Genomic DNA, 14,765 nt, shown 5'->3' on the forward strand with positions numbered 1-14,765 from the left:
CTCAGGCCGGACATGTGGCCGGGACGAGTGCGGTAGCGAGGGCGCCGACCTTCAGCCGGAGGGCGTCGTGGGCCGCGTCGAAGGCCTCCTCGGTGCCGACACGGACCGGGTCGGGCACCGACCAGTGCAGGTCGCCGGCGAACTCCTCGTGCGCCCGGTCGCACACCGTCACCACGAGGTCCCCGGGCCGCAGGAGCCCCTCGACCTGCCGGGGCGCCACCTCGGGCAGGTCCAGCCCGTGCCGGCGCGCAGCCCCGACCGCGCCCGGGGCGATGGTCTCCTCCGGATGGGTGCCCGCAGAGACGGCCGACACCTCGCTGGCCGCGCGCCACAGGGCCGCCGCGAGATGGCTGCGCGCCGTGTTGGCCGTGCAGACGAAGACGACCCGGTCCGCTCCGGGCACCGCCGCCCGGGCACCGCCACCGTCGACGGACCATCCGACCCCGTGGGCCGGTCCCGGCGCCCCGCCTGACGCGACGAGCGAGACATACGTCCGCCGACCGTCCCCCTCGGACCGACGCCGTCGGACCACCCCCGCACCCTCGAGCACGTTGAGGTGGTGCGCGAGCAGGTTGGAGGGCAGCGCCAGGGCCTCCCGCAGCTCGGCGACGGAGAGGTCGCCGAGCTCCAGCAGGTCCACCACCGCCAGCCGGGAGGGGTCGCCCAGCGCGGCGTGGCGGCGGGCCCGCCGTTCCAGCTCGTCCCGCCCGGACGTTCGCTCAGTGTTCATTGACTCAAGTTTGACTGAGGTGTCGGCGCGACGTCAAGATGGGCGCGTGACCCCGACCCCGCCGCTGCCCCGCCGCCCTCGCCACCACGGCGACGCAGACCACACGATGAGCAACCGCACGCATCTCGACCTCCCCGCCGAGAGGGACCCCTACGCCGCCATCGTCGATGACCTCTCCTACCGCTACGACGGAGTCTTCGCCAGGGAGAGCATCACGCGCGCTGTGGACGAGGCACGAGCACTCCTCGAGCCTTCCTCGACGATCCGCACCTTCCTGCCGATCCTCGTCGCCCGGCAGGCCCGGGAGCAGCTCATGGCCGCTGCCCAGGCGCAGGGCACGGTCGCCAAGGGGGTGCCGGAGATCCTCTTCGTCTGCGTGCACAACGCCGGCCGGTCACAGATGGCGGCGGCACTCACCGAGCACCTCTCGGCCCGCCGCGTCCATGTGCGGTCCGCAGGTTCGGCGCCCACCGGCGAGATCAACCCCGTCGTGGTCCAGGCCCTGGCGGAGCGCGGGATCGACCTGGGGGTCGCCTACCCCAAACCGCTCAGCGACTCGGTCATGCACGCCGCCGACGTCATCATCACGATGGGGTGCGGCGACTCGTGCCCGGTCTTCCCCGGGAAGCGCTACGAGGACTGGCCCGTCGCCGACCCTGCCGGGCAACCCATCCAGGTCGTCCGAGAGATCCGGGACGACATCCAGAGCCGCGTCACCACCCTCCTGCGCCAGGTCCTGGACTGAGCCGATCCACCCCTATTGCTCCGCCATACCCCTGTCCGACCCTTCCACCCACGAGGAGAAGCGATGACCACGTCGTCGACCACCCGCCCCTCCGTCCTCTACGTCTGCGTGCACAACGCGGGCCGGTCCCAGATGGCGGCGGCCTACACCCGCCACCTGTCCGGGGGCGCCGTCGAGGTGCGCTCGGCCGGGTCCGCCCCCGCCGACAGCATCAACCCCGCCGTGCGCGACGCGATGCTCGAGGAGGGCATCGACATCTCCGCCGAGCGGCCCAAGATCCTCACGACCGAGGCGGTCGAGGCCTCCGACGTCGTCGTGACGATGGGCTGCGGCGACACCTGCCCGATCTTCCCCGGGAAGCGCTACGAGGACTGGGAGCTCGCGGACCCGGCCGGCCAGGGCGTGGACGCCGTCCGCCCGATCCGCGACGACATCCGCCAGCGGGTGAGGACCATGCTCCGCGAGCTGGGGGTCGAGCCCGCCTGAGCGCTGCAGATGCCGAAGGCCCCCGCCACACGTGGCGGGGGCCTTCGTCCATCTGTCTCAACACAGAGCGCGCCCGAAGGGATTCGAACCCCTAACCTTCTGATCCGTAGTCAGATGCTCTATCCGTTGAGCTACGGGCGCTGACGAACGACAACTTTAACGGATCGCCGCGGCAGCCTCCTAATCGCGCCTGGCCGCGCCACCCGGGGCCTGGGCACCGGGCCGCTCAGACGAGGGCGAGGAGCTCCTGCCCCAGGACCAGCACGCCCACGACGAGGACGAACCAGCCGAACCCCCGCCGCAGCGCGTCGGGGTGGACCCTGGCGACGAGGCGACCGCCGAGGAGCGCGCCGAGCACCGCCGCCATGGTGACGACGCCGGCCGTCACCCAGTCGATGCTCACCGACGAGAGGTAGCCGGCCAGTCCGGCGCCGGACTTCATCGCGATGACGACCAGGGACGTCCCGATCGCGACCGGCATCGACAGCCCCCCGAGCAGCACGAGCGCCGGCACGACGAGGAAGCCGCCTCCCGCCCCGACGATGCCGGTGACGAAGCCCACGACGAGCCCCTCCGCCAGCACCAGGAGCCACGGCAGCCCGTCGTGCGCCCCGCCGCCCCGCTCCCCTCCACCCCTGCCGCCGCGCAGCATCGCCCAGGCCGTCGCGAGCATCATCACGGCGAACGCGACGAGCAGGAGGGTGCCGGGCAGGAACTCCGCGACCCGACCCCCGGCATACGCCCCGCCCATGGCGAACGCGCCGAAGGTCACCCCCGTGCGCCACCGCACCCGCCCGGCGCGGGCGTGCGAGACCGCGGCCACGGCGCTCGTGACCCCGACGACGAGCAACGAGGTCGCGATCGCCTCCTTGGCGTCCATCCCGGCCACGTAGACCAGGAGCGGCACGGTGAGGATCGACCCGCCGCCGCCGAGCAGGCCGAGGGACACACCGACGAGGACGGCGAGGACGGCCACGAGAACGATCACGACACCAGCATACATACCCCCAGGGGTATGTTGTGACAGCCCGTCACTGTGACCAATCTGGCACCGCGGCGCCCCGTTCTCCGGCCGCCCCGCACGCCTCCCGGCGCTACCGTGGTCGCGACGGGGCGACGCAGCCCCGGCAGCCCCACGACTGGCAACGACGCCAGGGAAGGACGCCGATGCCCGACATCACGACGACCGGTGGCACCCGCCACGCCGAGCTGGACGCCTGGGTGGAGGAGGTGGCTGCGCACACCCGACCCGACCAGATCGTCTGGGTCGACGGATCGCCGGAGGAGCGGAGCCGCATCGAGGAGATCCTCGTGGCCGCCGGCACCGCCAGCCCGCTCGCCGAGGACCAGATCCCGCACTCCTACCTCGCGCTCTCCGACACCGACGACGTCGCCCGGGTCGAGGACCGGACCTTCATCTGCTCGGTCCGCGAGGAGGACAGCGGGCACACCAACAACTGGATGGCGCCGCTGGAGATGAAGGCCGAGCTGTGGCCGCGCTTCGAGGGCTCCATGCGGGGCCGGACGATGTATGTCATCCCCTTCGTCATGGGCCACCTCGAGGCGGAGGAGCCGAAGTTCGGCGTCGAGCTCACCGACAGCCCCTACGTCGTGGCCTCCATGCGCATCATGGCGCGCGTCGGCTCCTCGGTGCTCTCCCGGATGGAGGAGCTGGAGGCGCCCTACGTCAAGGGGTTGCACTCCCTCGGCGCCCCGCTGCAGCCGGGCGAGCAGGACGTGCCGTGGCCGTGCAACGAGGACAAGTACATCGTGCACTTCCCCGAGGAGCGGACGATCTGGTCCTACGGCTCGGGCTACGGCGGCAACGCGCTGCTCGGCAAGAAGTGCTACGCCCTGCGCATCGCCTCCGCCATCGCCCGCGACGAGGGCTGGATGGCCGAGCACATGCTCATCCTCAAGCTCACCGGGCCCGGCGGCGCCGTGCACTACGTCGCGGGCGCGTTCCCCTCGGCCTGCGGCAAGACCAACCTGGCCATGATCCGCCCGACGATCCCGGGGTGGAAGGCCGAGCTCATCGGTGACGACATCGCCTGGATGCGCTTCGGGCAGGACGGTCGGTTGTATGCCGTCAACCCCGAGTTCGGGTTGTTCGGCGTCGCTCCGGGCACCAACGCCCGCACCAACCCGGTCGCGATGGAGACCATCGAGGCGGGCGGCTCGATCTTCACCAACGTCGCGCGCACGCCGCAGGGCGGCGTCTGGTGGGAGGAGATGACCGAGGACGAGCCGGCCGAGCTGACCGACTGGCACGGCCAGCCGTGGTCACCCGGGTCGGAGCGCGCGGCAGCGCATCCCAACAGCCGGTTCTGCACCCCGATCACCCAGTGCCCGACGCTGGCGCCGGAGTACCACGAGCCCCAGGGCGTGCCGATCTCGGCGATCCTCTTCGGCGGGCGGCGCAAGACGACGGTGCCGCTGGTGACGCAGGCGCGGGACTGGCAGCACGGCACCTTCATGGGCGGCACCCTCTCCTCGGAGACGACCGCCGCCGCCAAGGGCGCGGTCGGCGTGGTGCGGCGCGACCCGATGGCCATGCTGCCCTTCATCGGCTACAACGCGGGCGACTACCTCGACCACTGGCTCGAGGTCGGCAAGCAGGCCGATGCCACCAAGCTGCCGCAGATCTTCCTCGTCAACTGGTTCCGCCGGGCGCAGGACGGCTCGTTCCTGTGGCCGGGCTTCGGGGAGAACTCCCGCATCCTGTCCTGGATGATCCAGCGGCTCGAGGGCGAGGTGGAGGCCCAGGACTCCCCCATCGGCTACCAGCCGCTGCCCGAGGACATCGACCTCACCGGGCTCGACCTGTCGGTGGAGGACGTGGCGGCAGCGCTGGAGTTCGACGCCGCGGAGTGGGAGGCTGAGCTTCCCTTGATCAAGGAGTGGTTCGCCGCCTTCAGCCCGGGCTCACTGCCCGCGGCGATGGAGGACGAGCTGGCCATCCTCGAGCAACGACTGCAGGAGGTCGCGCACCGATGAGCATCATCCCGGGCTCCGAGCCCCGCCCCGAGGGCTCCGAGCCCATGCTGGCCGACGAGCCGCTCCCCCCGGGCGAGCACGACATCGAGGAGACGGTCGACGCCCTGGACCAGAAGGTGCGGCAGTCCGGCTCCGAGGAGGTGGCGGAGGCGCAGGAGTCCAAGGAGGAGCCGGACGAGCCGACGCAGGACGAGAGCGACCCGCAGACCCCGCCCCAGGAGGAGCCGGACGTCTCCTGAGCGCCACCCGCAGACGGAAGAACCCCCGGGCCAGCAGGCTCGGGGGTTCTTCTCGGTCCGCAGGGACCGGGGCGGAGGTGGAGGGATTTGAACCCTCGATCGGGCTATAAACCCGAAACCCGCTTAGCAGGCGGGCGCCATAGACCAGACTAGGCGACACCTCCACGGCGTGGATCAGGTTACCTGCCATGCTGGGGCACGACCAAACAGGTCTCTCCCAGCCCCAGACCAGTCTGCGGTGATAGAGAGAGTATGGTTCCGCTCCGACCCGAAAGGCTGCCCGCATGACCGACTCCCGTGGCTCCTCCGATCGCGGGTCCGACGCGCCCGAGTCGCGGTCGCAGTGGCTCGCGGAGCAGCAGCCGGGCAGCGAGGGGGTGGGGCGCGCGGCGGGGCTCACGACGCTCAGCGCGCTCCTGCCGGGGGCCGGGCTGCTGGGCACCCCGCGCCGGCGGCTCGGCGCGGTCCTCGTGGGACTCGCCGTCCTCACCGTCGTCGTCGTGGGCGGCTATGCGCTGACCAACGGGCTGACCACCACGGCCCTGCAGACCGCTGCCGACACCGGCCGCCTCCGGGCCATCGCCGTGCTCCTCGTGCTGGGCACGCTGGTGTGGATCGCCGCCATCGCCCTCACCGCCCTGTCGGCGGCGCCCCGCCGGCCCACCACCGGGCAGCGGACGGCCCTGAGCGCCCTCACCGCGGTGCTGTGTCTCGCCGTGACCGCGCCGGCGCTGCTCGGGGTGCGCTACATCGACGCCCACGTCGACGCCGTCGACAAGGTCTTCGACACCGGCGGCACGGTCGGTGGCGGCAGCAGCGAGGCGACCCCCACCTCGGTCATCGGCTCGGACCCGGACGACCCGTGGAAGGACCTGCCCAGGGTCAACGTCCTGCTCCTGGGCTCGGACGCCGCCGAGGCACGCGAGGGCACCCGCACCGACACGATGATCGTCGCGAGCATCGACACCCGCACGGGCGACAGCGTGCTCTTCTCCATCCCGCGCAACCTCCAGAACATCCCCATCCCGCGCGACAACCCGCTCCACGAGGTCTACGGCCCGGTCTACGACTGTGGTGACCAGTGCCTGATGAACAGCATCTGGACCGAGGCGGAGGCCGCCGCCGAGGAGCACCCCGAGTGGTATGCCGACGACCCCAACCCGGGCCAGACGGCGACCCGCGAGGTGCTCTCCGGGATCCTCGGCATACCGATCCACCACACGGTCATCGTCAACATGAAGGGTTTCGCCGACCTCGTCGACGCCATGGGCGGCGTCCTGGTCAACGTGCAGGAGCGCATCCCGATCGGCGGCGTCACCTACACCGACGCCAACGGCACCCTCCAGCTGGACCCCAACTCCGACTACGAGTGGCTCGAGCCGGGCTCGCAACGCCTCGACGGCCCGCAGGCCCTGGCCTACTCACGCTCCCGGGTGACCAGCGACGACTTCTCCCGGATGCGGCGCCAGCGGTGCATGGTCGCGGCGGTCGTCGACCAGGTCAACCCGATGACGATGCTGCAGCGCTACCCCCCAGATCATCAGCGCGGTGGGCGACAACGTGCTCACCGACCTGCCCCAGGACGACCTCGACGAGTGGGCGGCGCTCGTCCTCGAGGTGCAGGGCGGCACGATGAGCAGCCTGCCGTTCACCGGCGCCAACATCGACACGGTGGACCCCGACTACTCCCAGATCCGCTACCTCGTCTACGAGGCCCTCAACCCCCCGCCCCCGGCCCCCGAGCCCCCCTGCGGAGGAGACCGGCGCCACCGCTGCCCCCGAGCCCGACGACACCGAGACGACGACGGAGCCGCCCAGCGACGACGCGGCGGCCACCACCGAGGAGCCCACCGACGAGCTCGAGGACGTCGGGGCCGTCTGCGACTGAGCAGGCGGCACGACGGCCTCACCCCCGCTCACGCACGCCCTGCCCGGGCGCCTCGCCCTGGGAATGCGGAAGGCCCCCGTCACAAGCTGGTGACGGGGGCCTTCGCGGAAGGTCGTGGAACGGCCTACCTCAGACCGGGCGAACGGTGTCCGCCTGCGGCCCCTTGGGGCTCTGCGTGACCTCGAACTCGACCCGCTGGGCCTCCTCGAGCGTCCGGTAGCCGTTGGTCTCGATGGCCGAGTAGTGGACGAAGACGTCGGGGCCACCGCCATCCTGAGCGATGAAGCCGAAGCCCTTCTCCGCGTTGAACCACTTCACGGTTCCCTGTGCCATGCCATTCTCATTTCTGCTGTGCTGTGCAAGTGCACCCCTCGCAGGCGCGAGAGGCAGTTGTTGGTGAACCCCCCAGCTCACTCGCAAGAAGATACAACTCCAACCAGGACACCACGCTATCAGCCTCAGGGCCTGAGAGCGGCATCCGCGGCCCGTGCGATGATGGGCCGACGCCAGACAGGGACCCGCGGACGGGCCCGACCTGGCCTGGAGGGTTCGCATAGCGGCCGAGTGCAGGCGCCTTGAAAGCGCCCGAGGGAAACCTCCGTGGGTTCGAATCCCACACCCTCCGCCCACCCGCACGTGCGCTGCCGCCGCTCCCGGCGGACGCACCGCCACGACCGCGATATGGTCGAGGGCGAACCACAGATCCACGATGAAGGAGTCAACATGCGCAACAAGCTGATGCTGCTTGTCGGTGCCGCCGCCGGATACGTCCTCGGCGCCCGCGCCGGCCGTGAGCGTTACGACCAGATCGCCGACCAGGCCAACAAGGCCTGGAGCAGCCCGAAGGTCCAGGAGACCGTCGAGCAGGTCAAGGCCAAGGCCCCCGAGCTGAGCGCCAAGGTCAGCGAGCAGGCCAAGGTCACCGCGGACGGCGTGAAGTCCAAGGTCACCGGCCACGAGGCCACCGACCGCGACGGGTCCTACGAGAACGCCACCGGCACTCTCGACGGCTCCGGCGAGGCCACCATCGACACCACCGGCTTCGGCCCGGGCGGGGAGAAGCTTCCCTGACCCGGCCCCAGCCGTGACGAAGGCCCACCTCCTGCTCAGGAGGTGGGCCTTCGTCATACCTGGGTCACCCCGGCAGGAAGGGGTATGCCGGGGTGACGTCTAGATCCACAGCGCCGGGTCGTCGTAGAGCGCCTGCTGGGGGTCCAGCCCGGGCTCGGGCCGCCGGATCGACGCCGGGATGCCCGTGGCCACGGCCATGGCCGGGACGTCCTTGGTGACCACCGCGTTGGCACCCACCTGCGCGCCGTGGCCGATGGTGATGTCGCCGAGGATCTTGGCACCGGCACCCACGGTCACCCCGTCGCCCAGGGTCGGGTGCCGCTTGATCGTGGGGTCCATCGACCGGCCGCCGAGGGTGACCCCGTGGTAGAGCATGACGTCATCGCCGACCTCGGCCGTCTCCCCGATGACCACACCCATGCCGTGGTCGACGAAGAAGCGCGCGCCGATGGTGGCGCCGGGGTGGATCTCGATCCCGGTCGCCGCGCGGCTGGCCTGCGAGAGCAGGCGGGCGGGCAGCTTGGCCCCGGACGTCCACAGCGCGTGCGAGGCCCGGTGGACCCACAGCGCGTGCAGACCTGGCGAGGCCAGAGCCATCTCGAGTCGGCTGTCCGTGGCAGGGTCCCGGGCGATCGCCGCGTCGAGGTCCGCGCGGACCCCGGCCACCGCGCGGCGCAGCAGGCCGACGGCCTGCCGCGACCGGTGAGTGGCAGCAGCCATGATCAGTCCCTCAGGTCCTCGAAGAGCACGGTGGACAGGTAGCGCTCGCCGAAGGACGGGATGACGACGACGATCGTCTTGCCGGCGCTCTCCGGACGCTTGGCGACCTCGAGGGCACCCCAGACGTTGGCGCCGGAGGAGATGCCCGCGAGGACACCCTCCTCGGTGGCCAGGGCCCGCGCGACACGCAGCGCGTCGTCGAGCTTGACGTCGACGACCTCGTCGTAGAGCTCGGTGTCGAGGATCTCCGGCACGAAGTTGGCGCCGAGGCCCTGGATCTTGTGCGGGCCGGGCTGGCCGCCGGTGAGGATGGGGCTGTCGGCGGGCTCGACGACGACCAGGCCGACGTCGGGCTTCTGCTCGCGCAGATAGCGGCCGGCGCCGGTGATGGTGCCACCGGTGCCGACGCCGGCGACGAAGATGTCGACCTCGCCGTCGGTGTCCGCCCAGATCTCCGGGCCGGTGGTCTCGTAGTGCACCTTGATGTTGGCCGGGTTGGCGAACTGGCGCGCGCGCACGGCGCCGCGCTCCTCGGCGATCTCGTCGGCCTTGGCGACGGCGCCCTTCATGCCCTCCGAGCCGGGGGTGAGCACGAGCTCGGCACCGTAGGCGCGCAGGAGCGCGCGGCGCTCCAGGCTCATCGTCTCCGGCATCGCGAGGACGACCTTGTAGCCGCGCGCGGCACCGACCATCGCCAGGGCGATGCCGGTGTTGCCGGAGGTGCCCTCGACGATGGTGCCGCCGGGCTGCAGCTCGCCAGCCTCGACGGCGGCGTCGATGATCGAGGCACCGATGCGGTCCTTGACCGAGGCAGCCGGGTTCTGCGACTCCAGCTTGAGCAGGATCTGGGCGCCGTCGGCGATGCCGTCGGCCAGGCGGTTGAGGCGGACCAGCGGCGTGCCGCCGATGGCCTGGGTGATGTCGTCGTGGACGCGCACGAGGAGCCTTTCGTAGCAGGGTCAGCGAGGTGATGCTCTCGGCAAGTTATACATCACTCAACACCACGTTATTCCCTTGTGCCCGGCTCGCGCGCCTGGCCCTGCGGCTCGTCGGTGCTGGCGATTAGGCTGCGGTCATGTCATTCGGTGTGCTGCAGGTCCTCGCCATCGTGGTCGCGGGCCTGGTGACCTTGGCCGCGGTCGCCCTCTTCGTCCGGACCATCGCCGGCTTCGTCGCGCAGTTCCGGCTGGGGCAGCCCGAGCGGCGGACCGACGAGCCGGGCGCCCGCACGACCACGCTGCTGCGCGAGGTGGTGGGGCATACCCGCATGGCGCGCAAGCCGTGGGTCGCCGTCGCCCACTGGGTGGTCATGGTCTCCTTCGGGCTGCTCTTCCTCACCCTGGTCACCGCCTACGGCCAGGTGGTCGACCCCCACTTCGTCCTGCCGCTCATCGGGCACTTCTGGCCCTACGAGTGGCTCACCGAGCTCTTCGGCTGGGGTGCGGTCGTCGGCATCATCGCCCTCATCGTCGTCCGGCAGCGGCAGCACCCGCGCGGCATGGGGCGCCGGTCACGCTTCTGGGGCTCGACCTTCTGGCAGGCGTATGTCGTGGAGTTCGTCATCCTCGGCGTGGGCCTGGCCATCGTCGCGCTGCGCGCGCTGGAGTATGCCCTCGGCCGGGCCACCGGCGAGGCCTGGGCGAGCGCCCTGCACTTCCCGCTCACCGCCTGGCTGGGCGGCCTCCTGGCCGGTGCCTCCGCCGCCACGCTCGAGGGGTGGATCATCGGCGTCGCCCTGGTGAAGATCCTCATCTCGATGGCCTGGATGATCATCATCGCCCGCACCCCGACGATGGGTGTGGCCTGGCACCGCTTCCTCGCCTTCTTCAACATCTGGTTCAAGCGTCACCCCGACGGCGCCACGTCGCTGGGCGCCGTGCAGCCCATCACCGTCGCCGGTGAGCCCGTCGACTTCGAGAACATCGAGGAGCTGCCCGAGGACGCCGCCCTCGGCGTCGGCAAGGTCGAGGACTTCACCTGGAAGGGCCTGCTCGACTTCTCCACCTGCACCGAGTGCGGTCGCTGCCAGGAGCAGTGCCCGGCGTGGCACACCGACAAGCCGCTCTCGCCCAAGATGCTCATCAAGAACCTCCGCGACCAGCACCACGCCATCGCCCCGTGGCTGCAGGCCGGCGAGGAGCACCGGGAGGCGGCCGCGAAGGCGCTGGAGGCCGCCGGCGGGCCGGGCGCCGAGGGCCTCCCGGAGGAGTTCCACGGCATCCCCACCACCGCGGTGCTCGCCGCCCAGCGGCCCCTCGTCGGGGAGACCGAGGGCGACCCGACGGTCCCCGACGGGGGCGGCATCATCGACCCCGAGGTGCTGTGGTCCTGCACCACGTGCGGCGCGTGCGTCGAGCAGTGCCCGGTCGACATCGAGCACGTCGACGCGATCGTCGACATGCGGCGCTACCAGAACCTCATCGAGTCAGCCTTTCCCTCCGAGCTCGGCGGGCTCTTCAAGAACCTCGAGAACAAGGGCAACCCGTGGGGCATGAACGCCCGGCTGCGGATGGACTGGGCCAAGGATCTCGACTTCGACGTGCCGATCGTCGGCGAGGACCTCGAGAGCCTGGCGGAGATGGACTACCTCTTCTGGGTCGGGTGCGCCGGCGCCTTCGAGGACCGCGCCAAGAAGACGACGCGGGCGGTCGCCGAGCTGCTGCATACCGCCGGGGTGAGCTTCGCGGTGCTCGGCGACGGCGAGAGCTGCACCGGTGACCCGGCCCGCCGCAGCGGCAACGAGTTCCTCTTCCAGATGCTCGCGATGCAGAACGTCGAGGTCCTCAACGAGGCGGGCGCGAGCAAGATCGTCGTCACCTGCGCCCACTGCTTCAACACGCTGAAGAACGAGTACCCCCAGGTCGGGGGGCAGTTCGAGGTCGTCCACCACACCCAGCTGCTCAACCGCCTCGTGCGCGAGAAGCGGCTGACGCCGGTCTCCCGTCCCGACGCCGCCGACAGCTCTGGGGCCGCGTCCACGGCGGAGTCGGTGACCTACCACGACCCGTGCTACCTCGGCCGGCACAACCAGGTGTATGCCCCGCCGCGCGAGCTCATCGGCGCGCTGCCGGGGGTGCAGCTCACCGAGATGCCGCGGCACGCGGAGAAGTCGTTCTGCTGCGGCGCCGGCGGCGCGCGCATGTGGATGGAGGAGAAGCTCGGCACCCGGATCAACCTCAACCGCACCGAGGAGGCGCTGGCCACCGGCGCCGACCGGATCGCCATCGGCTGCCCCTTCTGCCGGGTCATGCTCTCCGACGGGCTCACCCAGAAGCAGGCCGAGGGCGCCCGCGAGGAGGTCGAGGTCGTCGATGTCGCCCAGATGCTGCTCGCCGCCGTGCGCCGGGGTGACCAGCCGGCCGAGCCCGCGCCCAGCACCGAGGACTGAGCCGGGGCGCTGCGCCCGCCAGGGTCAGCGGGCGACGTCGCTGCGGTGGAAGTTGGACCAGGAGCGGCTGGCCGTGGGGCCGCGCTGCCCCTGGTAGTGGCTGCCCTTCTGCGAGCTGCCGTAGGGGTGGTCGGACGCCGAGCTCAGACGGAAGAAGCAGAGCTGGCCGATCTTCATCCCCGGGTGCAGCACGATCGGCAGGGTCGCGACGTTGGACAGCTCCAGCGTCACGTGACCGGTGAAGCCCGGGTCGACGAAGCCGGCCGTCGCGTGCGTGAGCAGCCCGAGCCGCCCCAGCGAGGACTTGCCCTCCACCCGGGCGGCGATGTCGTCGGGCAGGCTGACCTCTTCATACGTCGACCCCAGCACGAACTCCCCGGGGTGCAGCACGAAGCTCTCCCCCGCCTCGACCTCGACGAGCCGGGTCAGGTCGGGCTGCTCCTGCGCCGGGTCGATGACGGGGTACTTGTGGTTGTCGAACAACCGGAAGTAGCGGTCGAGCCGGATGTCGACGCTGGAGGGCTGGACCATCTGGGGATCCCACGGGTCTAGCCGGACCCGCCCGGCGTCGATCGAGGCGAGGATGTCGCGGTCTGAGAGCAGCACGGTGACACACTAACGGGGGTGACTTTGGTGGGGGCCACCCGCGATGGTTATCATGGCTCTCGCCTCAGTTCGAGGCGTCGCGGGCGTAGTTCAATGGTAGAACATCAGCTTCCCAAGCTGAATACGCGAGTTCGATTCTCGTCGCCCGCTCCATCCCGTCCGGTCACTGACCGAGGCGGCTCGGGGGGCCCGGCCGCTGTGATCCGCGCAGCTGGTCGCTCACCCACCCGGCATACGCCTCCAGGGCGTCCACCACCGGCACGGCCATGATCTCCGGCACCTCGTAGGCGTGCAGCGACTGCACCACCTCGCAGACCGGTGTGAAGCCGGCGCGTGTGGTCTTGACGAGGAGCAGCCACTCCTTGCTCTCGTGGACCTGCCCGCTCCAGCTGTAGATCGAGGTCATCGGCCCGAGGATCTGCACGCACGCGGCGACCTTGCGCGCGACGAGCTCTTCAGCGATGTGTCTGGCGGACTCCATCGTGGGCACGCTGACGCGGGCCTCCACGAGCTCCGAGAGATCGTTCATGTCCCCTGCTTCCTGCTCGAGCGGTCACGGTGTCACGTCCGCCAGGGCGTCGCCGAGGATCGCCACGCCACGGGAGGCGTCCTCGTCGGTGATCACGCACGGCGGCACCAGGTGCACACGGTTGGCTACGACCAGGGGCCACATCCCCCGCTCCAGGCATCCTGCCTGCACCGCCTTCATCGTCTCACCGGAGGCAGGTTCGCGCGAGGCCTGATCTGCGACGAGCTCGACCACCCAGAAGACCCCGAGCCCGCGCACATCGCCCACCAGCGGGTTCGTCCCCATGAGCGCGGTCGCGGCGGGCCCGAGACTGTGCTCGCCGACCTGCGCGGCGTGCTCCACGATTCCCTCCTCGCGCATGATCTTGATGGCCGCCACCGCCGACGCCGTGGCCAGCGCGTGACCCGAGTAGGTCAGCCCGCCGGGGAAGGGCCGCTCGTCGAAGGTCGCCGCCACCGGGTCGCCGATGATGACGCCGCCGAGCGGGACGTACCCGGAGTTGACGCCCTTGGCGAAGGTGATGAGGTCAGGCCGCACCCCCCAGTGGTCGAGCGCGAACCACGCGCCGGTGCGGCCGAAGCCGGCCATGACCTCATCGAGGATGAGCAGCATCCCGAACTCGTCGCAGAGGGCGCGCACCCCTTCGAGGTAGCCCGGCGGCGGCACGAGGATGCCGTTGGAGCCCACCACGGTCTCCAGGATGATCGCGGCGACCTGGCCGGGCCCCTCGGCCTCGACGGTGTGCCGCAGGTGCAGCAGGGCGCGCTCGCTCTCCTCCTCCGGCGTGGTGGCGTGGAACTCGCTGCGGAACAGGTGCGGGCCCCAGAAGTGGACGACCCCGGGCATACCCGGCTCGCCGCCCCACCGGCGCGCCTCGCCGGTGAGCGTGATCGCCCCGGCCGTGGCGCCGTGGTAACTGCGGTAGGACGCGAGGATCTTGTGCCGACCGGTGTGCGCGCGGGCCATCCGCAGGGCGTTCTCGTTGGCCTCCGCGCCACCGTTGGTGAAGAAGATTTTGCTCATGCCCTCCGGCGCGAGTCCCGCGATGAGTGCGGCGGCCTCGGCGCGGCTCTCCTCGGCGAAGGCGGGCGCGACCGTGGTCAGCCGCTCGGCGGCCCGGGCGATCGCGGCCGACAGTCTCGGGTGCTGGTAGCCGATGTTGACATTGACGAGCTGGGAGGAGAAGTCGAGGAAGCGCCGGCCCTGGTAGTCCCAGAAGTAGGCGCCCTCTCCCCCGGCCAGCGGCAGCGGGTCGATCGCCTGCTGGGCCGACCAGGACGTCATCACGTGGGCGCGGGACAGCTCCCGGATGCGGGCGTCGCGCGCGGGGTCCGGTGTCATCGTCATGGTCGCGACTCTAGGCGAG

General features: G+C 71.0%; 15 protein-coding genes and 4 tRNA genes. 9 read left to right on the plus strand and 10 right to left on the minus strand.

The annotated features are described in order from the left end of the window. Nucleotide 1: 1 nt before the first annotated feature. A complete protein-coding gene (locus FA582_RS13470; protein ID WP_010149457.1) occupies nt 2-730 on the minus strand; it encodes an arsenate reductase/protein-tyrosine-phosphatase family protein in 729 nt (242 codons plus the stop codon). A 46-nt stretch (nt 731-776) separates the two neighbouring features. On the opposite strand from FA582_RS13470, the gene FA582_RS13475 reads away from it, so the two are divergent. Both FA582_RS13475 and FA582_RS13480 read left to right on the plus strand, forming a co-directional pair. Continuing rightward, on the plus strand, nt 777-1,475 hold the full coding sequence (locus FA582_RS13475; RefSeq protein WP_010149456.1) for an arsenate reductase/protein-tyrosine-phosphatase family protein: 699 nt from the start codon (nt 777-779) through the stop codon (nt 1,473-1,475). Between the two features lie 63 nt (nt 1,476-1,538). Next, nucleotides 1,539-1,961, plus strand: a complete 423-nt coding sequence (locus FA582_RS13480; RefSeq protein WP_010149455.1) for an arsenate reductase ArsC — start codon at nt 1,539-1,541, stop codon at nt 1,959-1,961. Nucleotides 1,962-2,029: 68 nt separating this feature from the next. Here FA582_RS13480 and FA582_RS13485 read toward each other — a convergent pair. Both FA582_RS13485 and FA582_RS13490 read right to left on the minus strand, forming a co-directional pair. Further along, a tRNA-Arg gene (locus FA582_RS13485) sits at nt 2,030-2,102 on the minus strand. Between the two features lie 85 nt (nt 2,103-2,187). Beyond that, nucleotides 2,188-2,964 (minus strand): sulfite exporter TauE/SafE family protein, encoded by a 777-nt coding sequence (locus FA582_RS13490; protein ID WP_141567784.1) that lies wholly within the window; start codon nt 2,962-2,964, stop codon nt 2,188-2,190. Between the two features lie 164 nt (nt 2,965-3,128). On the opposite strand from FA582_RS13490, the gene FA582_RS13495 reads away from it, so the two are divergent. Together FA582_RS13495 and FA582_RS13500 are read left to right on the plus strand one after the other, a co-directional pair. Then, the gene (locus FA582_RS13495; RefSeq protein WP_010149453.1) at nt 3,129-4,958 is read left to right on the plus strand and encodes a phosphoenolpyruvate carboxykinase (GTP); all 1,830 of its coding nucleotides are present in this window, start codon (nt 3,129-3,131) and stop codon (nt 4,956-4,958) included. Beyond that, complete coding sequence (locus tag FA582_RS13500; protein ID WP_010149452.1) at nt 4,955-5,197, plus strand: hypothetical protein; 243 nt, start codon at nt 4,955-4,957, stop codon at nt 5,195-5,197. Before FA582_RS13495 ends, FA582_RS13500 begins: the two co-directional genes overlap by 4 nt. 72 nt (nt 5,198-5,269) lie before the next feature. Here the strand turns inward: FA582_RS13500 and FA582_RS13505 are convergent. Continuing rightward, a tRNA-Ser gene (locus tag FA582_RS13505) sits at nt 5,270-5,361 on the minus strand. A gap of 120 nt (nt 5,362-5,481) precedes the next feature. On the opposite strand from FA582_RS13505, the gene FA582_RS13510 reads away from it, so the two are divergent. Continuing rightward, nucleotides 5,482-7,305: an LCP family glycopolymer transferase gene (locus FA582_RS13510; protein ID WP_147899843.1), complete on the plus strand. Its 1,824-nt coding sequence runs from the start codon at nt 5,482-5,484 to the stop codon at nt 7,303-7,305. Here the strand turns inward: FA582_RS13510 and FA582_RS13515 are convergent. Continuing rightward, nucleotides 7,215-7,418, minus strand: a complete 204-nt coding sequence (locus FA582_RS13515; protein WP_010149450.1) for a cold-shock protein — start codon at nt 7,416-7,418, stop codon at nt 7,215-7,217. The two genes, FA582_RS13510 and FA582_RS13515, sit on opposite strands and share 91 nt — an antisense overlap. 209 nt (nt 7,419-7,627) lie before the next feature. Between FA582_RS13515 and FA582_RS13520 the strand changes: the two genes are divergently transcribed. Then, nucleotides 7,628-7,710: transfer RNA gene (locus tag FA582_RS13520), tRNA-Ser, on the plus strand. 98 nt (nt 7,711-7,808) lie between these two features. Further along, a complete protein-coding gene (locus tag FA582_RS13525) occupies nt 7,809-8,156 on the plus strand; it encodes a YtxH domain-containing protein (RefSeq protein ID WP_010149449.1) in 348 nt (115 codons plus the stop codon). 99 nt (nt 8,157-8,255) lie between these two features. Here FA582_RS13525 and epsC read toward each other — a convergent pair whose 3' ends face one another. Together epsC and cysK are read right to left on the minus strand one after the other, a co-directional pair. Then, nucleotides 8,256-8,876: a serine O-acetyltransferase EpsC gene (epsC, locus tag FA582_RS13530; protein WP_010149448.1), complete on the minus strand. Its 621-nt coding sequence runs from the start codon at nt 8,874-8,876 to the stop codon at nt 8,256-8,258. A gap of 2 nt (nt 8,877-8,878) precedes the next feature. Continuing rightward, nucleotides 8,879-9,814 carry a cysteine synthase A gene (cysK, locus tag FA582_RS13535; protein WP_010149447.1) on the minus strand — a complete coding sequence of 312 codons (936 nt, stop codon included), beginning with the start codon at nt 9,812-9,814 and terminating at the stop codon, nt 8,879-8,881. 137 nt (nt 9,815-9,951) lie between these two features. Here cysK and FA582_RS13540 point away from each other — a divergent pair, with 137 nt between their 5' ends. Continuing rightward, nucleotides 9,952-12,264 (plus strand): heterodisulfide reductase-related iron-sulfur binding cluster, encoded by a 2,313-nt coding sequence (locus FA582_RS13540; protein ID WP_010149446.1) that lies wholly within the window; start codon nt 9,952-9,954, stop codon nt 12,262-12,264. A 24-nt stretch (nt 12,265-12,288) separates the two neighbouring features. Here the strand turns inward: FA582_RS13540 and dcd are convergent, their stop codons facing one another. Further along, a complete protein-coding gene (gene dcd / locus FA582_RS13545; protein WP_010149445.1) occupies nt 12,289-12,870 on the minus strand; it encodes a dCTP deaminase in 582 nt (193 codons plus the stop codon). 79 nt (nt 12,871-12,949) lie between these two features. Here dcd and FA582_RS13550 point away from each other — a divergent pair. After that, nucleotides 12,950-13,023: transfer RNA gene (locus FA582_RS13550), tRNA-Gly, on the plus strand. A gap of 10 nt (nt 13,024-13,033) precedes the next feature. On the opposite strand, the gene cutA is transcribed toward FA582_RS13550, so the two are convergent. After that, nucleotides 13,034-13,399 (minus strand): divalent-cation tolerance protein CutA, encoded by a 366-nt coding sequence (gene cutA / locus FA582_RS13555; RefSeq protein ID WP_010149444.1) that lies wholly within the window; start codon nt 13,397-13,399, stop codon nt 13,034-13,036. Between the two features lie 24 nt (nt 13,400-13,423). Next, on the minus strand, nt 13,424-14,746 hold the full coding sequence (locus FA582_RS13560; RefSeq protein WP_010149443.1) for an aminotransferase class III-fold pyridoxal phosphate-dependent enzyme: 1,323 nt from the start codon (nt 14,744-14,746) through the stop codon (nt 13,424-13,426). Nucleotides 14,747-14,765: the final 19 nt, after the last annotated feature.

It is taken from the genome of Serinicoccus profundi (assembly GCF_008001015.1).
Taxonomy (GTDB): domain Bacteria; phylum Actinomycetota; class Actinomycetes; order Actinomycetales; family Dermatophilaceae; genus Ornithinicoccus; species Ornithinicoccus profundi.